General features: G+C 67.7%; 17 protein-coding genes. 9 read left to right on the forward strand and 8 right to left on the reverse strand.

Going from position 1 to position 22,359, the window contains the following annotated elements; all coding sequences use genetic code 11:
- Nucleotides 1-104: 104 nt before the first annotated feature.
- Complete coding sequence (locus tag AC5P8C_RS10040) at nt 105-1,232, reverse strand: metallophosphoesterase (protein ID WP_019659188.1); 1,128 nt, start codon at nt 1,230-1,232, stop codon at nt 105-107.
- A gap of 73 nt (nt 1,233-1,305) precedes the next feature.
- A complete protein-coding gene (locus tag AC5P8C_RS10045; protein ID WP_019659187.1) occupies nt 1,306-1,755 on the reverse strand; it encodes a winged helix-turn-helix transcriptional regulator in 450 nt (149 codons plus the stop codon).
- Between the two features lie 89 nt (nt 1,756-1,844).
- On the opposite strand from AC5P8C_RS10045, the gene AC5P8C_RS10050 reads away from it, so the two are divergent.
- On the forward strand, nt 1,845-3,047 hold the full coding sequence (locus AC5P8C_RS10050) for an MFS transporter (protein ID WP_425423315.1): 1,203 nt from the start codon (nt 1,845-1,847) through the stop codon (nt 3,045-3,047).
- A gap of 95 nt (nt 3,048-3,142) precedes the next feature.
- Here AC5P8C_RS10050 and AC5P8C_RS10055 read toward each other — a convergent pair whose 3' ends face one another.
- Nucleotides 3,143-4,558, reverse strand: a complete 1,416-nt coding sequence (locus tag AC5P8C_RS10055; protein ID WP_026346930.1) for a GGDEF domain-containing protein — start codon at nt 4,556-4,558, stop codon at nt 3,143-3,145.
- A gap of 286 nt (nt 4,559-4,844) precedes the next feature.
- Here AC5P8C_RS10055 and AC5P8C_RS10060 point away from each other — a divergent pair, with 286 nt between their 5' ends.
- Together AC5P8C_RS10060 and AC5P8C_RS10065 are read left to right on the forward strand one after the other, a co-directional pair.
- Complete coding sequence (locus tag AC5P8C_RS10060) at nt 4,845-7,094, forward strand: TonB-dependent siderophore receptor (protein WP_459389616.1); 2,250 nt, start codon at nt 4,845-4,847, stop codon at nt 7,092-7,094.
- Between the two features lie 140 nt (nt 7,095-7,234).
- Entirely contained in the window at nt 7,235-8,215 is a 981-nt protein-coding gene (locus tag AC5P8C_RS10065; RefSeq protein WP_155029177.1) for a cation diffusion facilitator family transporter, read from the forward strand.
- Nucleotides 8,216-8,422: 207 nt separating this feature from the next.
- Here the strand turns inward: AC5P8C_RS10065 and nfi are convergent, their stop codons facing one another.
- Complete coding sequence (nfi, locus tag AC5P8C_RS10070; RefSeq protein WP_495218678.1) at nt 8,423-9,097, reverse strand: deoxyribonuclease V; 675 nt, start codon at nt 9,095-9,097, stop codon at nt 8,423-8,425.
- A gap of 94 nt (nt 9,098-9,191) precedes the next feature.
- Between nfi and gpmA the strand changes: the two genes are divergently transcribed.
- Both gpmA and AC5P8C_RS10080 read left to right on the forward strand, forming a co-directional pair.
- A complete protein-coding gene (gpmA, locus tag AC5P8C_RS10075; RefSeq protein ID WP_495218680.1) occupies nt 9,192-9,941 on the forward strand; it encodes a 2,3-diphosphoglycerate-dependent phosphoglycerate mutase in 750 nt (249 codons plus the stop codon).
- A 209-nt stretch (nt 9,942-10,150) separates the two neighbouring features.
- Nucleotides 10,151-12,244, forward strand: coding sequence for a M13 family metallopeptidase (locus tag AC5P8C_RS10080; RefSeq protein ID WP_019659180.1), 2,094 nt, complete (start codon nt 10,151-10,153; stop codon nt 12,242-12,244).
- Nucleotides 12,245-12,458: 214 nt separating this feature from the next.
- Here the strand turns inward: AC5P8C_RS10080 and AC5P8C_RS10085 are convergent, their stop codons facing one another.
- The 4 genes from AC5P8C_RS10085 to AC5P8C_RS10100 form a co-directional block, all read right to left on the reverse strand.
- Complete coding sequence (locus AC5P8C_RS10085; RefSeq protein ID WP_019659179.1) at nt 12,459-13,076, reverse strand: HD-GYP domain-containing protein; 618 nt, start codon at nt 13,074-13,076, stop codon at nt 12,459-12,461.
- Nucleotides 13,077-13,126: 50 nt separating this feature from the next.
- Nucleotides 13,127-16,591: a transcription-repair coupling factor gene (gene mfd / locus AC5P8C_RS10090; protein WP_019659178.1), complete on the reverse strand. Its 3,465-nt coding sequence runs from the start codon at nt 16,589-16,591 to the stop codon at nt 13,127-13,129.
- Between the two features lie 127 nt (nt 16,592-16,718).
- Nucleotides 16,719-17,264: a GNAT family N-acetyltransferase gene (locus AC5P8C_RS10095; RefSeq protein ID WP_019659177.1), complete on the reverse strand. Its 546-nt coding sequence runs from the start codon at nt 17,262-17,264 to the stop codon at nt 16,719-16,721.
- A 95-nt stretch (nt 17,265-17,359) separates the two neighbouring features.
- Nucleotides 17,360-18,217, reverse strand: coding sequence for a 23S rRNA (adenine(2030)-N(6))-methyltransferase RlmJ (locus AC5P8C_RS10100; RefSeq protein WP_021202507.1), 858 nt, complete (start codon nt 18,215-18,217; stop codon nt 17,360-17,362).
- 35 nt (nt 18,218-18,252) lie between these two features.
- Here AC5P8C_RS10100 and creB point away from each other — a divergent pair, with 35 nt between their 5' ends.
- The 4 genes from creB to AC5P8C_RS10120 all read left to right on the forward strand — a co-directional run bounded on the left by creB (nt 18,253) and on the right by AC5P8C_RS10120 (nt 22,264).
- Nucleotides 18,253-18,978 carry a two-component system response regulator CreB gene (creB, locus tag AC5P8C_RS10105; protein ID WP_019659175.1) on the forward strand — a complete coding sequence of 242 codons (726 nt, stop codon included), beginning with the start codon at nt 18,253-18,255 and terminating at the stop codon, nt 18,976-18,978.
- 3 nt (nt 18,979-18,981) lie between these two features.
- On the forward strand, nt 18,982-20,442 hold the full coding sequence (creC, locus tag AC5P8C_RS10110; protein WP_019659174.1) for a two-component system sensor histidine kinase CreC: 1,461 nt from the start codon (nt 18,982-18,984) through the stop codon (nt 20,440-20,442).
- Nucleotides 20,443-20,523: 81 nt separating this feature from the next.
- Nucleotides 20,524-21,843 carry a cell envelope integrity protein CreD gene (gene creD, locus AC5P8C_RS10115; RefSeq protein ID WP_019659173.1) on the forward strand — a complete coding sequence of 440 codons (1,320 nt, stop codon included), beginning with the start codon at nt 20,524-20,526 and terminating at the stop codon, nt 21,841-21,843.
- Nucleotides 21,844-21,853: 10 nt separating this feature from the next.
- Nucleotides 21,854-22,264 carry a hypothetical protein gene (locus tag AC5P8C_RS10120; protein WP_019659172.1) on the forward strand — a complete coding sequence of 137 codons (411 nt, stop codon included), beginning with the start codon at nt 21,854-21,856 and terminating at the stop codon, nt 22,262-22,264.
- Nucleotides 22,265-22,359 lie beyond the last annotated feature (95 nt).

Below are 22,359 nucleotides of genomic sequence, written 5' to 3' on the forward strand. Positions count from 1 at the left end.
ACCGGATGGACGGGTTGGGCCTCTCGGCTGCCGAAGGGTAGCCGCAAACCGGGTGAAGGTGGAGCGCGCCGGCACCTCCCGACGCCGTCGCGCTGTCCCTCCATTCAGTCCTGCAGGCCCGGCTCACCCAGCGCCAGCGGCACCCGCGAACCATCCAGCAGGCCACGGCTGAGCTTGCCATCCTCGATGAACAGCAGTTCGCCGTTCTCGCCGTTCTTGATGCTGCTGTCGATCGCGATTACGCGGTCGCCATGGAAGCTGCTGACGTGCGGCATCGAAGTGTGGCCGACCACGATGCGGGTGAGCTGCAGGCGGTCGAGCACGGCCTGTACCCCCGCGGTGTCGAGGCGGCCATCGAAATAGCCGCGGTACCAGATCGGGCTGGTCTTGCCGTCATACAGCGGTGCCGTGGCCGGGTCGGCCTTCACTTCGGCCTTGGGCAGGCCCAGCGAGGCCTGATAGGCCGCGTTGGTGCGTGCCGGGTCCAGCGCCAGCTGCACCGCCTCGGGCGAGATGCCGCCGTGCAGGAACAGGGTATCGCCGATCTTCAGCAGCACCGGACGGGTGCGCAGCCACTGCCCGATCACCGAATCGGCACCATACAGCTGCGGGTAGCTGCGGCCCAGCAGCTGGGCGCTGCGCAGGTACTTCGGGTTGACGTAGCGCAGGTCGTCGTACAGCACCATGGTTTCGTGGTTGCCGAGCACGAAGTGCACGGCGCCACCGGCGGCGGCCGCCTGCTGCTGCAGGCCGTAGAGCAGCCAGAACGCCTCGGTCACCTGCGGGCCGCGGTCGAACACGTCGCCGGCGATGACCAGTGTGTCCTTGCCCAGCGCCCAGCGATCCTCCGCGTCGATCACGTGGTGGGCGCGCAGCAGGCGCACCAGCAGCCCGTACTGGCCATGGATGTCCGACAGCGCGACGATGCGCGGTGCAGCCGGCAGCACGGAAATCGAAGGTGCATTCGGCGCGGCCACATGTACGGTGTGCTCGTAGCCACAGCGCGGCGCGATATCGGTGCCCGCCGTGTTGATGGCCAGCGTGCGCGACTCGACCTTGTCGTCGCAGATCCACTTGGCCTGCAGCTGGTCGCCCTGGCGGAACACATAGGGGCCATCGGCCTGCACGTGGTCGGCGGGCGCGGCAACCTCGCGGGCCTGCGTGGTTGCTGTGGCGCAGGCCAGCAGCGGCAACAGCAGGGCGGTCAGCAGGGAAGGGCGACAGCGCGACATCGGCGGCATCCAGCGGCGGAAAGATCCGATGCTAACCGGCGCGGGCGTCCGTCGGTGTGCGCGAGTGGGCGGATCAGGCGCCGCGCCGGTCGTCCTTGAGCTTGCGCACGCGGGTGGCGGCGGCCTGCAGCGGCTGACCGTCGCGCCCGTGTGGCTGCATGTAGGGCAGTGGTCGCCGCGTGCTGGATTCGATCAACTGCGAATGGGTTTCACCGGCGCTGAAGCGATGGCGTTCTCCCCACTGGCGCAGCGCGACCAGCAGCGGGAACAGTTCCTGGCCGGCGTGGGTGAGCACGTATTCCTGGTAGGCCGAGCCATCGGAGGCCGGTTGCAGTTGCAGGATGCCGGCCTCGACCAGCCTGCGCAGGCGATCGCTGAGGATGTTGCGCGCCGCGCCGAGGCTGCGCTGGAAGTCGCCGAAGCGGCTGACGCCGTCGAAGGCATCGCGGATCACCAGCAGTGCCCAGCGATCACCGAGCAGGTCGGCGCTGCGGGCAACGGGGCAGGGACTGTTGGCGTGCATGCTGGGGCCTCCGAATGTGGTTGCAGTTTAAAACCAATGGCGATAGCCTGCATCAAGTTTCAAATTGCAACTACATCATGAGCGCATCGATGTCCCGCCCATTGCTGACCCTGCTCGCGGTCGCGGCCGGCGCCAGCGTGGCCAACGTCTATTACGCGCAACCGCTGCTGGATCGGCTGGCACAGGCCTTCGCACTGGACCGTGCCGTGGCGGGCGCAGTGTTGGCGGCAACCCAGGCCGGCAGCGTGCTTGCATTGCTCGGCCTGCTGCCGCTGGCCGATCGCGGTGACCGGCGGCGCCTGCTGCGGCTGCAGCTGGCGGCACTGGTGGCGGCCCTGCTGTGGCTGGCAGCGGCACGCACGACCGGTTGGCTGCTGTCGGCCATGCTGCTGGCCGGACTGCTGGGCACCGCGCTCACCCAGGGCTTGATCGCCTATACGGCAGCGATGGCTCCGGCCGCGCAGCGCGGGCGCGTGGTGGGGGTGGTGCAGGGTGGGGTGTTCATCGGGCTGCTGCTGGCGCGTGTGCTGTCCGGCACGGTGGCGGCCATTGCCGGCTGGCAAGCGGTCTATCTGCTTTCGGCAGCGCTGATGGCGGCCTTGGCCGTACTGCTGTGGCGGCGCCTGCCGGCCGTGCCGATACCCGCAGTGCCGCCGCGCTGGCGCGACCTGATCGGCTCGATGCTGGGCATGCTGCGCCGGAATCGGACGCTGCGCGAGCGCGGGCCGCTGGCATTGCTGCTGTTTGCCGGCCTCAATGTGTTCTGGGCGGCGGCACCCTTGCCGCTGTCGGCACCGCCGCTGCACTGGTCGACCGCAGCCATCGGCGCGCTCGGCCTGGCCGGGGTGGCAGGTGCATTGATGGCGTCGCGGGTCGGGCACTGGATGGACCGTGGTTTTGCGCATCGGGTCAGCCTCGGCGCGCTGTTGTTGATGCTGGTCGCGTGGTGGCCGCTGCTGGGCCTGCCGCGTTCGCTGTCCTTGCTTTTGCTGGGTGTGGTCGTGCTCGACCTCGGCGGCCAGGCACTCCATGTCTCGAACCAGGCATTGTTGCTGCGTGCACCGACAGAACAGCATGGGCGCCTGGTGGCGTTGTACATGTTGTTCTATGCAGTTGGCAGTGGGGCGGGTGCGGCTGCGGGGCCTTGGGTGCAGGCCCGGCATGGCTGGCCAGCAGTGTGCCTGTTGGGCGCCGGCATCGCGCTGCTGGCGCTGCTGTGGTGGGCAGCATGGCGGGTGGTGGCGTTCAACGCATCGGCTGGCGCGCGAACCGGTAGAGTCGACTGTCGGTAGAGTCGACTGTCAGTCGACTGCTCTTCGCCCCGCGTGCGAAAAATCCCGCGCTGCGCGCGATAGTCGACCAGCGGTCGACTCTACCTGTCCTGTCGTCATCGCTGCAGTGCACGCCGCCCCGGGGCTTCCTGCAGGTCCGCGCTGGCCACCACCACGCGGTTGCGGCCGCTGCGCTTGGCCTCGTACATCGCCGCGTCGGCACGTGCCATCAACCGTTCGTAGTCCGGATGACCATCGTGACCGGCCACGCCGATGCTGGCGGTCAGCTCCAGCACCTGGCCATTGGCTAGTGCTACCGGTGATTGTGCGATCTGCCGGCGCAGGCTCTCGGCGATCACCGAGGCCTGTGACTCGCTGGCGGCCACCAGCACCACCACGAATTCTTCGCCGCCATAGCGGAACAGGTAGTCGCTGCCCCGCGTGAGTTGGCCGAGCAGGCCGGCCACGTGCTGCAACGCGCGGTCGCCGGCATCGTGGCCGTGGCCGTCGTTGATCGCCTTGAAGTGATCCAGGTCGAGCAGCAGCAGCGAGAACGGCGTGCCGTTGCGCGTGGCCAGCTCGATTTCCCGGCGCAGCACGGTCGGCAGGAACCGGCGGTTGAGCAGGTTGGTCAGCGCATCGCTGCCGGCATCCAGTTCGCCGATGCGCTCGAACAGCAGGGTCATCAGGGTGCGGATGGCGGCCAGATCCTCGCGGATGGCCGGCAGCACCGCCAGCCGCTGCGCCGGGGCATCGTTGCTTGCCTGTTGCAGGTTCCCGTCGATGCGGGCCATCAGCTGGCCGACCTGCTGGGTTTCGCTGCTCTCGCCGAAGCTGGGGATGCCCTTGTGGGTGAACCACAGGCCGAATTCCGAGGTCGCCAGGCTGGCGCTTTCGCCGGCCTGCACGTGGCCGGCCAGTGCGTACAGCAGTGCGTTTTCCCAGTCCAGCAGCAGGGCGCGCTGGCGCTCGCGCTCGGTGCTGACGTTCTGCACCAGCGAGAACAACCGGTAGGCCGCATCGGCACGGGTGGATCGTTCGCGCGCATGGGTGTAGGCCAGGGTCATGCCTTCCATGGCGATGTCCATGATCGCGCTGAGGCAGTCGATGGCGGCGAACGCGGTGGCACTGTCGGGTGCGTCGTCGCGCAGGCGCACGAACAGCTCGTGCTTGAGCACGCGCGCGCCGCGGGTGACCAGGTCGACCGGAATGCCGACCCGGGCATGCACATCGCCGATCACCCGTTGCGAGGCCACGGCACTGGCGATCCTGTCGCGATCAGTGGTCAGCAGTTGCACCAGCCAGCGCTGCATGGCCGGCTGCAGGCGCTGCTTGACCTGGTCGTGGGACAGGAAGCGGCGTGCACGCCCGTCCTGCAGCAGCACTTCGTAAAAGCGCTGTGCCAGCACGGCTGGGGCATCGGTGGCGGCGGCCTTGAGCAGCGCGGTGGCGGCAGGGCCAGCCTGTTGCAGGCAGTGCTGCCAGGCTTCGGCCAGCGGCTGGCTGGCATCGTCCAGTTGCGGTGTTTCCACGTCGATCTCTGACTGCGTACGACAAACCACGGGTATCGGCCGTGGCGGCGTGCGGTTGATGGCGGGTTAGCCGGCCAGTTTACGCGCGGTGCAGCGTTGCACGGTGCGCAAAGCACATCCGTGCCCCTGCGGCAATGAGTGAACGCATTTGAGAATCACTCGCATTGATGGGAGAATGTACGCACGGATCGGGCCGCAGGCGACTGCAGCGACGCTCCGCCTCCCCCTTGTCGTTGCCTCAAGCCCTTTGCCAGAGGCCCCGTAGCCCTGCCAGAAGGTCCAGATCATGTCTCCTGCCGTTGTCCTCTCGCCGCGCCCGCTGGCGCTTGCCGTTGCCGCCCTGCTGGCGGGCAGCGCCCTGGCCGCCCGGGCCGAGACCGACGCCACCGATATCGACACGGTGCACGTCACCGCCTCGCAGATCGCGCGCCAGGCGCTGGGTACCTCGACCATCACCGCCGAGGACATCGCCAGGCGCCCGCCGGCCAACGACATCGCCGAACTGCTGCGCACCATGCCGGGCGTCAACCTGACCGGCAACAGCGCCTCGGGCCAGTACGGCAACAACCGCCAGATCGACCTGCGTGGCATGGGCCCGGAAAACACCCTTATCCTGGTCGACGGCAAGCGCGTCGGTGCCCGTGATGCCGTGCGCATGGGGCGCAGCGGCGAGCGCAATACCCGCGGCGATACCAACTGGGTCCCGGCGGAAATGATCGAGCGCATCGAAGTGCTGCGCGGCCCGGCGGCGGCACGCTACGGCTCCGGTGCGTCCGGCGGCGTGGTCAACATCATCACCAAGCACCCGACCGGCGATCTGACCGGTGCGGTCGACCTGTTTGGGTTGGTGCCCGAGCACAGTGCCGAAGGGGGCAGCGAGCGCGTCGGCCTGCAGCTCAGCGGGCCGATGACCGATACCCTGTCGTTCCGCCTGTACGGCAATCTCAACAGGACCGACGCCGATTCGCTGGACCTCAATCGCCGGTACGCGACGAATCCGAACGCGGTGCCGCCAGCCGGCCGCGAGGGTGTCAAGAACCGCGACGTCAACGCGCTGCTGCGCTGGGACGTGACCGCCAACCAGGTGGTGGAGTTCGAAGCCGGCACCAGCCGCCAGGGCAACATCTACGCCGGCGACCGCGCCGTCAGCACCACCGGTACCTCGACCGGCGTCGATCTGGCGGCACTGGCCGAGGGCGAAGCGGAGACCAACCGCATGTACCGCAACACCGGTGCGGTCACCCACCGCGGCCGTTGGGGTGATGTCACTTCGCGGGTGACGGCCGCAGTCGAGGCGGTCAACAACTCGCGCATCAATGAAGGCCTGGCCGGTGGCCCGGAAGGCAGCTTCAACGGCACCGACTGGTCTACCTCGCGCCTGCGCAACTACCAGCTGGATGGCGAAGTGAGCTTCCCGACCGCGCTGGGCGGCGCAGAGAACATCTGGACGCTCGGCTTTGAATACCTGGACAGCCGCCTGACCGATCCGTATTCGATGAGCCAGTCCAGCAGCAGCGGCGGCGGTATTCCAGGGTTGTCGGCCGACCGTGCGCGGGGCAAGGCCGACGCGCAGACCACGGCGGCGTTCGTGGAAGACAACATCTACCTGGGCGAGCGCTGGATCGTTACCCCGGGCCTGCGCTTCGACCACCACAGCCAGTTCGGCAACAACACCAGCCCCAGCCTCAATGCGCAGTTCCGCATCAACAGCGACTGGGTGGTGAAGGGCGGCATTGCCCGCGCGTTCAAGGCGCCGAACCTGTACCAGTCGAATCCGGACTATCTCTACTACACCCGCGGCAACGGCTGCCCCAATGCGCTGCCGAGCCTGGGCGCCGGTTGCTACATGCGCGGCAACGCGGACCTGAAGGCGGAAACCAGCCTGAACAAGGAACTGGGCATCGAGTGGGCACCGCAGAGCGGCTGGCAGGCGTCGTTGACCTACTTCCACAACGATTACAAGGACAAGATCCAGGCCGGATACACCCAGATCGGGCTGACCGCCGACACCAAGGGCCGCATCTTCCGCTGGGAGAACGCGCCGAAGGCGATCGTGCAGGGGCTGGAAGGCAACCTGGTCATTCCGCTGCTGGGCGAGCAGGGCAACCGCCTGAAGTGGAGCAACAACTTCACCTACATGGTGGAAAACGAGAACAAGACCACGCACCAGCCGTTGTCGGTGATTCCGAAGTACACGATCAACACCATGCTGGACTGGCAGGCCACCGACAGGCTGTCCGTGTTGCTGACCGGCACCTTCTACGGCAGGCAGGAACCGGCCACGACCAACATCAACAACGACCCGCGCTGCACTGGCAGCTGCGATGCATCGATCGCGCTGCAGGATCGTGGCGCGTACAACATCTGGGGCGTGAGCGCGCGCTACAAGGTGACCGAGACGGTCAGCTTCGGTTTCGGAGTGAACAATCTGGCCGACAAGCGCTTGTTCCGCGAGGCCAACAGCAGCGATGCCGGGGCGGCGACCTATAACGAGCCGGGCCGCGCATACTGGGCCAGCCTGCGCTTCGGCTTCTGACCGCAGGCGGTCGTCGGTCTGCAGCCCTCGCCGGGCCATGCCCGGCGAGGGCTCGTGTGGCCTGCAATGTTATAAACATCGTAATAGTCTCCCCCGCCGGCACCGCGTAGCCTGCACCGCATCGCAAAGGAGCTGTTGCCATGGGCCACGACCACGACCACCTGCCATCCCAGATCCGCCACGAGAAACCCCTGTGGTGGGCACTCGGCCTGACCACCACCTTCCTCGTCGTCGAAGTGGTGGGCGCGTTCTGGACCAACAGCCTGGCGCTGCTGTCCGATGCCGCGCACATGGCTACCGATGCATTGGCGCTGATGATCGCGCTGGTGGCGGTGCGGCTGAGCCGGCGCCCGCCCGACGCGCGCCGCACCTACGGCTATGCACGCCTGGAAGCGCTGGGCGCGATGATCAACGGTGCGATGCTGTTCGTGGTCGCTGGCTACATCCTGTGGGAGGCCATTGGGCGTTTCCGCGAGCCGCAGGAGATTGCCTCGTCGGGCATGCTGGTGATTGCCGCAGCGGGCCTGGTCATCAATCTGATCTCGATGCGCCTGCTGCAGGCCGGCAGCGGCGAGAGCCTCAACGTGAAGGGCGCCTACCTGGAAGTGTGGGCGGACATGCTTGGCTCGGTGGCGGTGATCGCCGGCGCGTTGTTGATCAAGTGGACCGGCTGGAAACCGATCGACCCGATCCTGGCGGTGCTGATCGGCCTGTGGGTGCTGCCGCGTACCTACGTGCTGATGCGTGAGGCGATCAACGTGCTGCTGGAAGGCGTGCCCAAGGGCATGGATGTGGCCAGGGTGCGCGACAGCCTGGCCGGCCACGCCGCAGTCCTGGACGTGCATGACCTGCACGTGTGGGCGCTGGCTTCAAGCACGCCGGCGCTGACCGCGCACATCGTGATGCGCGACGGCACCGACGCCGATGCATTGCGCCGCGAGCTGGGCGGTCGCCTGCATGATGACTTCGGTATCGAGCACGTGACACTGCAGATTGAAGCGGACCATTGTGGCGAAGCCTGTGGCGGGCCGGCGCCGGCCAAGGGCGGCGGACACGAGGGCCACGAGGGCCACGACCATGGCGAGGACGCGCAGGGCCATCGTGGCCACGTGCATCGTTGAATGGCATAAGAGAGACGCCGGCTGGGTGAAACCGGCTGGTCGAAATCGACGGGGCGAAACCGCCCTGGTAGAGTCGACTATTAGCCGACTGCTCTCCTGCGAGGCTGCGACGAAGCCCGCGCTGCGCGCGATAGTCAACTGACAGTAGACTCTACCCAATCGTCCCGACACGACCGCGCAGGCTGCCTCCGTCCAGAGCAGCGAAGGTCATTCGTCCCGCCGCGAGGCCAGCCGATCCGCCAGCCGGGTTGGCTCCGGAAGCCGATAGCCACGCAGGGTGTGCTGCACCCAGCCCAGCGCGGTGTCGGCACTGACCCGATGGCCACCGGCCACGAACAGCGGCTTGCAGCGCACCTTGCTGCGCAGCACCCAGCCCAGTTGTTCATCGCCCTCCAGCAGCGGCGTATGTGCACCGGCCTCGGCGCCCGGCTCGACGAACCGGCCCACCAGCTTCGACTTGGCCACGCCGATGCTCGGCAGGTCGGTGACCACGCCCAGATGCGCGGCCACGCCCAGCCGGCGCGGATGGCTGATGCCGTGGCCATCGACGAACACCAGATCCGGCGCCTGCGGCAGCAGCGCCAGTGCCGCCAGCAGCGCCGGCAGCTCGCGGAAACTGAGCAGGCCGGGGATGTAGGGCATCACCGTAGGAATCCGCGCGATCTCCTGCGCCACGGGCTGCAGCGTCTTCGCATCCAGCAGCACCGCCGCGGCGCGGGTGATGGCGCCGTTGTCTTCAAAGCCGACATCCAGCCCGGCCAGCCAGCGCATGTGGCGGGGCAAGCGGTCCTGGCGCTCCACGCGGCCGGCAAGCTGGATCTGCTGCGCGCGGGCAGTGGCGACGCTGCCTTCCCAGCGTCCGGGGTCGATCACCGTATTCATTGGCCGCAGCATCGCATGCGCGGCGCCACGGCCCGGTGAGTGGCGCCCGGGGCTACAATGGCGGCCTGCCTTTCCTCGCGTTGGAGACCCTGCAGTGACCCGTAAACTCGTACTGTTGCGCCATGGCCAGAGCCAGTGGAACCTGGACAACCGCTTCACCGGCTGGGTCGATGTCGACCTGACCGAGCAGGGGCGCCGGGAAGCGGCTGCCGCCGGTCGCCTGATGCGCGAGGAAGGCCTGCAGTTCGACGTCGCCCACACTTCCGTGCTCAAGCGCGCCATCCACACCCTGCAGGGTGCGCTGGCCGAGCTGGAGCAGGACTGGCTGCCGGTGAACAAGTCCTGGCGGCTCAACGAGCGCCACTACGGCGGCCTGCAGGGCCTGGACAAGGCAGAGACCGCTGCCAAGCACGGCGAAGACCAGGTCAAGGTGTGGCGTCGTTCGTACGACATCCCGCCGCCGGCCATGGACCTGGAAGATCCGGGCCACCCGATCCACGACCGCCGCTACGCCGGCCTGGACCGCAACGCGCTGCCGGGCACCGAATCGCTGGCCACCACCCTGGACCGCGTGCTGCCGTACTGGCACGACGCCATCGCCCCGCAGCTGAAGGACGGCAAGACCGTGCTGGTCACCGCCCACGGCAACTCGCTGCGCGCGCTGTACAAGTACCTCAACAATGTCTCGCGCGAGGGAATCCTCGAGCTGAACATCCCGACCGGCATCCCGCTGCTGTTCGAACTGAACGATGACCTGACCGTGCAGTCGTTCCGCTACCTGGGCGACCCGGAAGCGGCGCGCAAGGCCGCCGAAGCCGTGGCCAACCAGGGCAAGGCGAAATAAGAAGCAGAAGGCCGGCGCAAGCCGGCCTTCGCTTTTGTAGAGCCGAGTCCACGCTCGGCTGCTTTGGGCTTTTGCCGCACGAAGCATGAACCCGGAACGGAGAGCAGTCGAGCATGGCTCGACTCTACAGAAGGACGCTCTGTGACCTTTGGCCGGTCCCCAACCTCACGCCCCCGGCTACCCTGTGAAATTACCCGCAGGAGAGCCTCATGAACGTCCGCAACCTGGTCCCGCTGGGCCTGACCATCGCCATCGCTGCTTCGCTGGCGGCCTGTGGCAAGAATGACGCCGCACCGGCGGCCAGCGCCGACGCCAAGCCAGCCTTCGACCTGTCGCAGATCAAGACGCCGCTGATTTCGCTCAACAGCGCTGATCTCGATCCGTCCATCTCCGCCTGTACCGACCTCAATGGCTTCGTCAACAGCAAGTGGCTGAAGGCCAACCCGGTGCCGGGTGACCAGACCACCTGGGGCAGCTTCGAGATCCTGCGTGAGCGCTCGCTGGAAGTGCAGCACGCGCTGGTCCAGCAGGCCGCCGCCAGCCAGGCCAAGGCCGGTTCGGTGGAAGCCAAGATCGGTGACATCTGGAAGACCGGCAACGACGAAGCCAAGATCGAAGCCGCCGGCCTGGCGCCGCTGCAGCCGCAGCTGGACAAGATCACTGCACTGAACGACACCGCTGCCATCACCCGGTACCTGCGCGACAGCCAGGCCGAGGGCAAGGGCGTGCTGTTCTCGCTGTTCGCCAATGCCGACTACAAGGATTCGGCCAACGTCATCGCCTACGTCGGCCAGGGCGGCCTGGGCCTGCCGGAGAAGGGCTACTACTTCGACGATGCGCAGGCCAAGATCCGCGACGCCTACGTGGCCTACATCGCACAGGTGCTGACCCTGTCCGGCGTGGACGCGGCGCAGGCCGCCGAGCAGGCCAAGGCCGTGATGGCCTTCGAAACCCGCCTGGCCAAGGCCTCGATGTCGCGCATCGAAATGCGTGACCCGGCCAAGCGCTACAACCCGCTCAGCGCCGCAGACGCCGACAAGCTGACCCCCAACTTCAGCTGGACCGCGCTGTTCGACACCCTGAAGGTGCCAGCCGCACAGAAGTTCTCGCTGGCGCAGCCGGGCTTCTTCGGTGAAATGGACAAGATGCTCGCCGATGTGCCGGCCAGTACCTGGCAGGCCTACCTGCGCTTCCACACCATCGACGATGCCTCGCCGTACCTGAGCAGCCAGTTCGAGAAGGCCAACTTCGATTTCTACGGCACCACCCTGCGTGGCCAGAAGGAAATGCAGCCGCGCTGGAAGCGCGTGCTGGAGTCGGTCAACGGTGGCATGGGTGAGGCCCTGGGCCAGCTGTACGTCGACGCCGTGTTCCCGGCCGAGTCGAAGGTGGCCATGCAGCACCTGGTGGAAAACCTGTCACAGGCGCTGAAGGCGCGGCTGGAACAGCTGCCGTGGATGGGCGAAGAAACCAAGAAGAAGGCACTGGAGAAGTGGGCCAGCTTCACCCCGAAGATCGGCTACCCGGACAAGTGGCGTGACTGGGCGGGCCTGCAGACCAACGGCGACAGCTACCTGGGCAACATGCAGGCGGCGCGTGCGTTCAACTACCGCTACATGCTGGACAAGATCGGCAAGCCGGTGGACAAGACCGAGTGGGGCATGACCCCGCAGACCGTCAACGCGTACTACAACGCCACCAAGAACGAGATCGTGTTCCCGGCGGCGATCCTGCAGGCGCCGTTCTTCGACGCCAAGGCCGATCCGGCACTGAACTACGGCGGCATCGGTGCGGTCATCGGCCACGAGATGATGCACGGCTACGACGACTCGGGCAGCCAGTTCGCCGCCAACGGCAACTTCGACAACTGGTGGACCGACGCCGACCGCAAGGCCTTCACCGAGCGTACCGACCAGCTGGTCGCACAGTTCGATGGCTATGAGTCGGTGCCGGGCGTGTTCGTGAAGGGCAAGCTGACCCTGGGCGAGAACATCGGCGACCTGGGCGGCCTGACCGTGGCCTATGACGCGCTGCAGATGGCGCTGAAGGAAGACCCGAAGGCGAATGTCGAGGTCGATGGCCACAGCCAGGACCAGCGCTTCTTCATGAACTGGGCCACGGTGTGGCGCCGCAATTTCACCGATGGTGAGCTGCGCGTCCGCCTCAACACCGATCCGCATGCGCCGGCCAACTTCCGTGCCAACGGTGCACCGTCGAACATGCCTTCGTTCGCGGCCGCCTTCCAGTGCAAGGCCGGCGATGCAATGGTGCGTGCCGACGACAAGCGCGTGGTGATCTGGTAATCGATCACCCGTGATGCGTGGAGCGAAAGGCCCGGCGAACGCCGGGCCTTTTGTCTTCCAGGCCGGCAGCGCAGCGGCGGCTGGTAGAGTCGACTGTTAGTCGACTATCGCGCGCAGCGCGGGATTTTCGCGGTCTGGACGAAGAGCAGTCGACCAACGGTCGACTCTACAGGTGCGTCGGCGGGCGCGTCAGTTCATGCCCGGCGGCGGGCAGCTACGCCAGCGCCGGTTCCCGCTCCAGCATGCGATGGAAGCGTTGCAGCACGTACGGATCCACCAGCCCGCCGGCCTGCTCGTCGATGATCCGCAATGCGGCCTCATGCTCCATCGCATTGCGATACGGGCGCACGCTGGTCATCGCATCGTAGGCATCGGCGATGGTGACGATGCGCGCACCCAGCGGGATGGATTCGCCGCGCAGCCCATCGGGGTAGCCGCTGCCATCGAAGGCCTCGTGATGGGCACGGATCAGCTGCGCGACCGGCGCGGCGTCACTGCGACCGGTCGCCAGGAAGATGTGTTCGCCGCGCACCGGATGCTCACGCATGATCGCGCGTTCCTCGTCGGTATGGCGGCGCGGGGCCAGCAGCACCTCGTCGGGAATGCCGATCTTGCCGATGTCATGGAAGCGCGCGGCCAGGCCGACCTGTGCACAGGCCTCCTGACCCAGGTCGCAGTGCGCGGCCAGGCACTGCGCGAGCAGGCCGACACGGTCGCAGTGGTGGCGGGTGTAGGCGTCGCGCATCTGCAGCGACATCGAGAGCGCATCGATCAGGCAGGACTGCGCGTGCAGCAGGTCGGGGGCGGGTACGGCGTCAGGGAGCATGGTCATCCGCCCGCACCGGGTGGGGACCGGTGCGGGGTGTTCGGGGGGGGGGGCGATCAACCCGGGGCGAGGGTGGTCAGAAGGGCGCGGGCCGCATTGAAGCGGTCTTCCGGCAACGGCAGCGGGTGCTTGATGCGCAGCTTGTCGGGCCCTTCCATGGCGTAGAGGTTCGGCTGTTTCTGGATCAGCTGGATCACCGCCATCGGGTCGATGTTCGGCTTGGACTCGAACACGATGCGGCCACCGTTCTCGCCCAGGTCCAGCTTGCGGATGCCCAGCGTGTTGGCCTTGAGCTTCAGCTCGGCGATGGCGAACAGGTGCTTGGCCGCATCCGGCAGCAGGCCGAAGCGGTCGATCATCTCCACCTGCAGCTCGCGCAGCGCATCGGTGTCGCGCGCGCTGGAAATACGCTTGTACAGGGTCAGGCGCGTGTGCACGTCCGGCAGGTAGTCTTCCGGGATCAGCGCCGGCACATGCAGCTCGACCTCGGCACCGCGCACTTCTTCACCGGCATCCAGGTCGGGCAGCTTGCCCTGCTTGATGCTGCGTACCGCGCGTTCCAGCAGCTCGGTATAGAGGCTGAAGCCGACCTCGGCCATCTGCCCGCTCTGGTCCTCGCCAAGCAGTTCACCGGCGCCGCGGATTTCCAGATCGTGCGTGGCCAGGGTGAAGCCGGCGCCCAGCTCGTCCATCGAGGCGATCGCTTCCAGGCGCTTCTCGGCGTCGGGTGTGATCGCGCGACGGTCGGGGGTGATCAGGTAGGCGTAGGCACGGTGGTGCGAACGACCGACGCGGCCGCGCAGCTGGTGCAGCTGGGCCAGGCCGAAACGGTCGGCACGGTTGATGATGATGGTGTTGGCGTTGGGGATGTCGATGCCCGATTCGATGATCGTGGTCGACAGCAGCACGTTGAAACGCTGCTTCTGGAAATCCAGCATCACCTTTTCCAGTTCGCGCTCGGGCATCTGCCCGTGGGCGATGCCGATGCGTGCCTCCGGCACCAGCTCGGACAGCTCGCGCTGCATGCGGCCGATGCTCTCCACGTCGTTGTGCAGGAAGTACAGCTGGCCACCGCGCGCGAGCTCGCGCTGGAAGGCTTCGCGCAGCAGCGCGTTGTCCCACTGGGTGATGAAGGTCTGCACCGCCAGCCGGTTCGGCGGCGGCGTGGCGATGATCGACAGGTCGCGCAGGCCGGCCATGGCCATGTTGAGCGTGCGCGGGATCGGCGTGGCGGTCAGCGTCAGCAGGTGCACGTTGGCGCGCAGCGCCTTCAGCGCCTCCTTCTGGCGCACGCCGAATCGCTGCTCCTCGTCGACGATGACCATGCCCAGGTCCTTGAACTTCACGTCCGGCTGCAGCAGGCGATGGGTGCCGACGATGACGTCGATGGTGCCGGCAGCGACCTTTTCCAGTTCGGCCTTGATTTCCTTGCTGGTCTTGAAGCGCGACAGCACCTCGACCTTCAGCGGGTAATCGGCGAAGCGGTCGCGGAAGTTGCGGTAGTGCTGTTCTGCCAGCAGCGTGGTCGGCACCAGCACGGCCACCTGCTTGCCGGCACTGGCGGCGGCGAACGCGGCGCGCACCGCCACCTCGGTCTTGCCGAAGCCGACGTCGCCGCAGACCACGCGGTCCATCGGCTGGCTGCTGGCCAGGTCGCGCAGGGTCGCATCGATCGCGGCCAGCTGGTCCGGGGTCTCCTCGAACGGGAAACCGGCCGCGAACGGCTCGTACATCGCGCGGTCGACCTGCAGTGCCAGGCCGGCACGCGCCTGGCGGCGGGCCTGGATCTCCAGCAGCTCGGCAGCAACGTCGCGTACTTTCTCGGCGGCCTTGCGCTTGGCCTTGCTCCACTGCTCGCCACCGAGCGAATGCAGCGGCGCGGTTTCCGCCGACGCACCGGAATAGCGGCTGATCAGGTGCAGCTGGGCGACCGGCACATACAGGCGGTCGCCCTTGGCATATTCGATTTCGAGGAACTCGCCGGGCATGCCGCCGACGTCCATCGCGATCAGGCCACGATAGCGGCCGACGCCATGATCCTCGTGCACGATCGGCGCGCCCTCGGTCAGTTCACCGAGGTCGCGGATGATCGCTTCCGGCTCGCGGCCGGCACGGCGCGTGCGCCGGGTGCTGCCGGCGCGCTCGGGGAACAGCTGGCGCTCGGTCAGCACCGCGATGCGCGGATCGTCCAGCGCGAAGCCATCCTCCAGCGGTGCCACCGCGATCGAGAAGCGCGCGTCGTCGGCGAGGAAGCTGGGCAGGTCGGCCACCACCGGCGGCTTCAGCTCGGCGGCCTGCAGCACTTCCAGCAGCGCCTCGCGGCGGCCGGGTGAATCGGCGGCGATCAGTACCCGGCCCGGATAATGGCCGAGGAAGGATTTCAGCGCATCGCCGGCGGGGGCTTCGCGCGCGGCCACCGGCAGCGGTGGCAGCGGCTGGTCGCCCAGCGCGTGCGCGTCGGCGATGCGCGCATGGTCAGCCGCCCACACCTCGATGCGCGGGGCATCGTTCAGGCGCTCGCGCAGCAGCTCCGGCGACAGGTACAACGCCGAAGGCGGCAGCAGCGGGCGCTCCACATCATGGCGGCGCTGCTCATAGCGGTCCGCGGTCTGCGCCCAGAATGCGGCGGACGCTTCATACGCACCGGCGCAGACCACCGGCAGGCTGCCGTCGGGCAGGTAGTCGAACAGGGTCGCGGTGCGTTCGAAAAACAGCGGCAGGTAGTACTCGACGCCGGCCGGGGCCAGCCCGGACTTCAGATCCTGGTACAGCGAACTGCGCCGGGTATCCACATCGAAACGCTCGCGCAGCGAGGCCAGCACGCGTGCGATGCTGGCCTCGTCCATCGGCACTTCGCGGCCGGGCAGCATGTGCACCGCCTCGACCTTGTCCAGCGAACGCTGGCTTTCCGGATCGAAGGCACGGATCGAGTCGATGTCCTCGTCCAGTAGTTCTACCCGCAGCGGCTCGTCGGCGCCCATCGGGAACACGTCCAGCAGGCCGCCGCGCACGGCGAAGTCGCCCGGATCCATCACCTGCGGCACGTTGCGGTAGCCGGCGCTTTCCAGGCGGCGCTTCTCGGCCTCCAGGTCCAGGCGCTGGCCGACCTTCAGGTCGAAGCTGCCACCGATCACATAGCTGCGCGGGGCCAGCTGCTGCAGCAGGGTCTGCACCGGCACGATCACCAGGCCACGCTTCAGCGTGGGCAGGCGGTGCAGGGCAGCCAAGCGCTGCGAGATGATGTCCGGATGCGGGCTGAAGCGGTCGTAGGGCAGGGTTTCCCAGTCAGGGAAGGCGACCACCGGCAGGGCCGGGTCGCCGCCAAGCAGGGTCTGCAGGTCGGCTTCAAGCTGGTTGGCACCGTGGTTGTCACGGGCGATCACCAGCAGCGGGGCGTCGTGCGCGCGCGCGGCCTGGGCCAGGTACCAGGCCAGGGCGGTCGGAGAGGCGGGGGCGCGCCACCAGGCGCGGAGCTGGCCGGCACGCGGCAGCGGCGGGGCGGGGTATGAGGTACGCGACATGGACTCCGGATTTTAGCAGAAGCCCCTGCCGGGCCCATGATCGTGACGTGAGCGGGTGTAGCGCCGGGCCAAGCCCGGCGAGCGCAGCGGTTGAATCAACGTCGCCGGGCAGGGCCCGACGCATCCGTCAGTTGTCCAGCTCCAGCACCATCCGCACCAGGCCTTCGGCACCGTTCGGATGCGGCACCGGCTTGAAGCCCAGCGAGGCGGCCAGCTGCTTCATTGGCTCGTTCTCGGCGGCAACGTCGCCGTACAGGCGGTCCAGGTACTTGCCGCGGCCCCACTTCACCAGCTTGCGCATCAGCTGCCGGCCCAGGCCCTGGCCGATCAGGAAGCGGCTGATCAGGATCGCGTACTCGGCTTCACGGGTGCCGGGGATGATCGAGGCCCGGGCAACCGCGCCGACCACCGCTTCGCCAGCGGGCAGGGACTCGGCTGCGACCAGGGTGATCTCGGTCTTGGGGTTCGGGTGGGTCAGGCGCTGGGTAGTCTCCGGCGACAGTTCGGTCACCGCCTGCAGGAAACGATCACGGATTTCTTCCGGCCCGAACAGGCTGAATGCCGCTTGCAGCGGTGCGCCATCTTCCGGGCGGATGGGGCGGATCAGCAGCTCGTGGCCGCTGGGAGCCTTGAAGATCTCATGCCAGGGCGGCATGCGGTTGCGAGTGGCCATACCGGGTGATTCCTTGGTGGTCCATCGATTGTGGCATCACCGGGGCTGCATTCCGTGAACGGAAGGCTCACGGCGGTACAGCCTCGTGAAGGCCGTTATTCGGGTGCTTTGAGCCAATCCAGGCGGGTGCTGGCACCGGGTTCGCCCAGGTGCTGGCGCAGCGCCGGCAGGGCCGGGCCGACCACCCGGTCGAACTGCCAGGGCGGGTTGAGCAGCAGCATGCCGCTGCCGTTGAGCCGCAGCGGCGAGTCGTCAGGGCGCACCAGGAACTCGATCGTCATCGCCGACTTGACCGGCAGGGCAGTGGCCTTGCGCAGGAAGTGCAGGATGGTGCGCCGCTGCTTGATCGGGAACCAGACCGCACAGGTGGCCTGCGGCCAGCGTGCCAAGGTCTCGGCCAGGGCGGCCAGGACGTTCTGGTATTCCGCGTCCTGGGCCTCGTACGGCGGGTCGATCAGGACCAGGCCACGGCCGATCTTGCTGCCGTTGAACTTCGGCGGCAGCAGCGAGCGCAGCAGGGCATAGCCATCGCCGGCGCGCACGTCGACGCGGCTGTCATGGGCGAACAGGGCCTTCAGCGTGGCCGTTTCGGCCTCCTGAAGTTCACAGACCGCCATGCGGTCCTGCGCGCGCATGGCCTGTGCGCTCAACAGCGGCGAGCCCGGGTAGTTGGTCAGCGCGCCCACCGGATTGTCGGCCTGCACCGCCTTCAGGTAGCGCTCGACCACCTCGGGCAGCTTGGGCTGGGCCATCAGCCGCATGATTCCGGACTCGGCCTCCAGCGTCTTGCGGCTCTCTTCGCTGGCCAGCAGGTAGCGGCCGGCACCGCCGTGGGTATCGAGCACGAAGAACGGGCTGTCCTTGCGCTTGAAGCTGTCGATCAGGGCCAGCTGCACGATGTGCTTGAGCACATCGGCGTGGTTGCCGGCATGGAAGGCGTGGCGGTAGTTCATGGGCGGCAGTGTACGGGGCGGCGGCCGCAGCGGCTATGCTGCGCGCCATGACAGCTCCCGTTGCCCATGTCCTGGTGGTCGAGGACGAAGCCGCCATCGCCGAAACCGTGCTCTATGCGCTGCGCAGCGAAGGCTATGCCGCCAGCCACTGCCTGCTCGGCGGCGAGGCCCTGCAACGGCTGCAGGCCGGCGATATCGACGTGGTGGTGCTGGACGTGGGCCTGCCCGACCTGGGCGGTTTCGAGGTGTGCCGGCGGCTGCGCGCGCAGCCCGGGCCGGCGGCCCAGCTGCCGGTGATCTTCCTGACCGCCCGCAACGATGAAGTGGACCGCGTGCTGGGCCTGGAACTGGGCGCCGACGATTACATGACCAAGCCGTTCTCGCCGCGCGAACTCGTGGCGCGGGTGCGTGCGCGCCTGCGCCGCGCGGCACCGGTCAACGCAGGACCCAGCGCCGATGCGGGCTGGCAGGAACATGGCGCCTTTGCCATCGACCGCGAAGGTCGGCGTATCCGCTTCCGCGGCCAGGCACTGGACCTGACCCGCTACGAGTACGCGCTGCTGGAAGCGCTGCTGCAGCGCCCGGGCGCCATCCTCAGCCGTGCCCAGCTGATGGACCGTGGCTGGGACAGCAGTGCCGACAGCGCCGACCGCACCGTTGATACGCATGTAAAGACGCTGCGCGCCAAGCTGCGCGCGGCCGGTGCCAGCGAAGACCCCATCCGCACCCACCGTGGCCTTGGCTACGCGCTGGAGGTCTAGCCGATGCGCCTGGTATTGAAGCTGTTCCTCGGCTTCTTCCTGATAACCGGCATCGCCGCGTTCTTCGTGATGCGCGTGTTCGTCAACGAAGTGAAGCCCGGCGTGCGCCAGGCGATGGAATCGACCCTGGTCGATGCGGCCAACGTGCTGGCCGAGATGGCCGCCGCCGACGTCAAGGCCGGCACCATCGGCAGCGGCAGCTTCACCCGCAACCTCGCCAAGGCGCGGCAGCGTGACCTGAAAGCGATGGTCTGGCGCTTTCCCAAGCGCTCACTGGACTACCGGGTGACCATCACCGATGCCAAGGGCATCGTCATCTACGACTCGCTGGGCCGCGACCTGGGGCGCGACAACTCGCGCTGGAATGATGTCTATCGCACCCTGCGTGGCGAGTACGGTGCCCGCTCCAGCCCGGAAACGCCGGGCGAGGAAGGCAATACGGTGATGCATGTGGCGGCGCCGGTATACGACCCGGACGATGGGCGCACGCTGATCGGCGTGCTCAGCCTGGCCCAGCCCAACCGCAGCATCGATCCGTTCATCGCTGCAAGCCAACGCGCCATCATCGAGCGCGGCGCCTGGTTGATCGGATTGTCGGCGCTGGTCGGCGTGCTGGTGACGATGTGGCTCACCACGGGCCTTGGCCAGCTCAGCCGCTACGCGCGTGCGGTCAGCGCCGGCGAACCGGTGCCACCCCCGCGGCGGCGCCGCGACGAGATCGGCGACCTGGGCCAGGCACTGGAAACGATGCGCCGCAAGCTGGAGGGCAAGGCCTACGTCGAGCAGTACGTGCAGTCGCTGACGCATGAAATGAAGAGTCCGCTGGCGGCGATCCGCGGTGCCGCCGAGCTGCTGCAGGAGCCGCTGCCCGAGGCCGACCGCGTGCATTTTGCACGCAGCATCGTCGATCAGCAGGAGCGGCTGACCGAGACGATCGACAAGCTGCTGGCGCTGGCCGAAGTGGAACAGCACGGCTGGCTGCAGACCCGCGATCCGATCGCGCTGCCAACCTTGCTGGCCGATGCGGCGGCGGCCGCGCAGGTGCGTGCGCAGGCGGCCGGCGTGCAGGTGCGCATCGGCAGCGTACCCGACATGCGCGTGCAGGGTGATGCCTATCTGCTGCGGCAGGCGTTGCACAACCTGATCGACAACGCCATTGCCTTCTCACCGCCCGGCGCGGACATCGCGCTGCTGGCCGAGGTGGACGGGCAGGGCGTACGCCTGCAGGTAGCGGATCGCGGTGCCGGCATTCCCGACTACGCGCGCGAACGGGTGTTCGAACGCTTCTATTCGTTGGCCCGCCCCGGCAGTGGTCGGCGCAGTTCCGGCCTGGGCCTGCCGTTCGTGCAGGAAGTCGCGCGCCTGCACGATGGGCGCGCCAGTGCCGATGCCCGCGACGGCGGCGGTACCGTGGCCAGCCTATGGTTGCCGCTGGGTACACCAGGCCAGCGCCCCCGCCGCTGACTTCACATTCGCTTCAAATTCGCCACAAACCCCGCTCACCGTGGCGGTCCATCCTGCAGTCCTCTCCAACGAGGATGGACCATGAAATCCCTGAAGATGCTGCTGCGCTTCGCCATTGTCGGCGGCCTGATCCTGCTGCTGCTGGTTCCGCTGACGATGATCCGCAGTGTCATCAACGAACGCAGTGCGTACCGCGACGAGGCTTTCTCGCGGGTGGCCGACAGCCGCGCCGGCGCACAGCAGCTGGTGGGCCCGGTGCGGGTGGTGCCATGGGTGGAACGCAAGCAGGTTGAACTGGTCGACCCGCTGGGCGTCAAGAAGACCGAAGTGCAGGTCACCGAGGGGCACTGGCTGCAGATGCCGGCATCGCTGGAGGTGGGCGGCGAAATGCTGCCGAGCCAGCGTGAGGTGGGGCTGTTCAAGGTGCCGGTGTACAGCTGGAACGGCCAGATGAAGGCGACCTTCGCCGCAGACGATTACCCGGTGAAGGCGGGCCGCAGTTACGGCCAGCCGTATGTGGCGGTGGGGGTTTCCGATGTCCGTGGCCTGGTCGGCACGCCGAACCTGCGCGTGGATGGCAAGCAGCTGCGTTTGCTGCCGGGTGTTGGTGCGGCCGGCGAGATCGGGCGGGGCCTGCATGCACCGGTGGCCGGTTTCGATGCGGATCAGGGCGGCACGCTGGCCGCCAGCACCGTTGAACTGGAGCTGCGCCTGGATGGCAGTCGCATGCTGTCGGTGGTGCCGGTGGGCGATGACACCCACATCGCGCTGCGTTCGAGCTGGCCGCATCCGTCGTTCAGCGGAGCTTTCCTGCCCAACGAGCGCCGCGTTGATGCGCAGGGATTCGATGCGCGCTGGGCGGTGTCCTCGCTGGCCTCCGACGCACAGCGGCAGCTGCGCAATGACGGTTCGGTGGACTCGCAGGCGGTGACGGTGTCGCTGGTCGATCCGGTCGATACCTACACCCAGGCCGACCGTGCCTCGAAGTACGGCGTGCTGTTCGTGCTGCTGACCTTCCTCGGCTTCATCCTGTTCGAGCTGATCAAGTCGCTGCGCATCCACCCGCTGCAGTACCTGATGGTCGGCCTGGCGCTGGCGATCTTCTTCCTGCTGCTGATCAGCCTGTCCGAGCACATCGCGTTCTGGAAGGCCTACCTGGTTTCGGCGGTGGCCTGCATCGGCCTGCAGGCGGTGTACCTGGCCAATGTGCTGGGCCACTGGAAGCGCGGCTTCGGCTTCGCGGCGCTGCTGACCGTGCTGTACGGCGCGCTGTATGGCCTGCTGGTGTCGGAGAACAATGCGCTGCTGATGGGTTCGCTGCTGCTGTTCGTGATCCTGGCGCTGGCGATGTGGGTGACCCGTCGGGTGGACTGGTACGCGCTCGGCGCGGACCTGAAGTAAGGAGCAGGCCATGAGTTGGCGCCAGGGATTGCGGCAACGGGCACGGCAGGGTATTCCGGCCCTGTTGGAAGTGGATGCACTGCTGCAGGCACATGGCGTGCTGGCGGCCCTGCCGGGGGCACGGATCGCCCCCGGCCTGGTCCGCTTCCAGCTGGCGGCGGCGACCTGCCAAGGACTGCGGGGCAAGGGCCTGGGCTGGTTGCAGGGTGCGCGGCAGGGACGTGGCGCAGTGGCCGGACGGGTGCCGCGCTACCGGCCATGGAAGGCCGGGGCGGAAGCGCTGGCCGAAATCGGCATCGACGGCCTGCCCGATGACTGGCCCGCGCATGCGGCGGTGTACGGCTGCTGCAGCGTCGACCGGCGGCACTGGTTGTTGTTGCTGCCGGAGCGGGCGCAGTTGTGGTTGGGGTGGAGGGGGTGATCGGGTTGTTCATCCACGCATGGCGTGGATCTACTGCTGTCCATGACCGATGGGACGGTATCGGCGCGCCCCTGCTGGCTAGACTCGATGGGTTG

This window comes from Stenotrophomonas sp. YJH_SMC_46 (assembly GCF_059370315.1).

Excerpts from the sequence above, each read along its gene's own strand:
- AC5P8C_RS10040 (WP_019659188.1), bottom strand. The coding sequence starts at position 1,232 with ATGTCGCGCTGTCGCCCTTCCCTGCTGACCGCCCTGCTGTTGCCGCTG.
- AC5P8C_RS10045 (WP_019659187.1), bottom strand. The coding sequence starts at position 1,755 with ATGCACGCCAACAGTCCCTGCCCCGTTGCCCGCAGCGCCGACCTGCTC.
- AC5P8C_RS10050 (WP_425423315.1), top strand. The coding sequence starts at position 1,845 with ATGTCCCGCCCATTGCTGACCCTGCTCGCGGTCGCGGCCGGCGCCAGC.
- AC5P8C_RS10060 (WP_459389616.1), top strand. The coding sequence starts at position 4,845 with ATGTCTCCTGCCGTTGTCCTCTCGCCGCGCCCGCTGGCGCTTGCCGTT.
- AC5P8C_RS10065 (WP_155029177.1), top strand. The coding sequence starts at position 7,235 with ATGGGCCACGACCACGACCACCTGCCATCCCAGATCCGCCACGAGAAA.
- nfi (WP_495218678.1), bottom strand. The coding sequence starts at position 9,097 with ATGAATACGGTGATCGACCCCGGACGCTGGGAAGGCAGCGTCGCCACT.
- AC5P8C_RS10080 (WP_019659180.1), top strand. The coding sequence starts at position 10,151 with ATGAACGTCCGCAACCTGGTCCCGCTGGGCCTGACCATCGCCATCGCT.
- AC5P8C_RS10085 (WP_019659179.1), bottom strand. The coding sequence starts at position 13,076 with ATGACCATGCTCCCTGACGCCGTACCCGCCCCCGACCTGCTGCACGCG.
- mfd (WP_019659178.1), bottom strand. The coding sequence starts at position 16,591 with ATGTCGCGTACCTCATACCCCGCCCCGCCGCTGCCGCGTGCCGGCCAG.
- AC5P8C_RS10095 (WP_019659177.1), bottom strand. The coding sequence starts at position 17,264 with ATGGCCACTCGCAACCGCATGCCGCCCTGGCATGAGATCTTCAAGGCT.
- AC5P8C_RS10100 (WP_021202507.1), bottom strand. The coding sequence starts at position 18,217 with ATGAACTACCGCCACGCCTTCCATGCCGGCAACCACGCCGATGTGCTC.
- creB (WP_019659175.1), top strand. The coding sequence starts at position 18,253 with ATGCTGCGCGCCATGACAGCTCCCGTTGCCCATGTCCTGGTGGTCGAG.
- creC (WP_019659174.1), top strand. The coding sequence starts at position 18,982 with ATGCGCCTGGTATTGAAGCTGTTCCTCGGCTTCTTCCTGATAACCGGC.
- creD (WP_019659173.1), top strand. The coding sequence starts at position 20,524 with ATGAAATCCCTGAAGATGCTGCTGCGCTTCGCCATTGTCGGCGGCCTG.
- AC5P8C_RS10120 (WP_019659172.1), top strand. The coding sequence starts at position 21,854 with ATGAGTTGGCGCCAGGGATTGCGGCAACGGGCACGGCAGGGTATTCCG.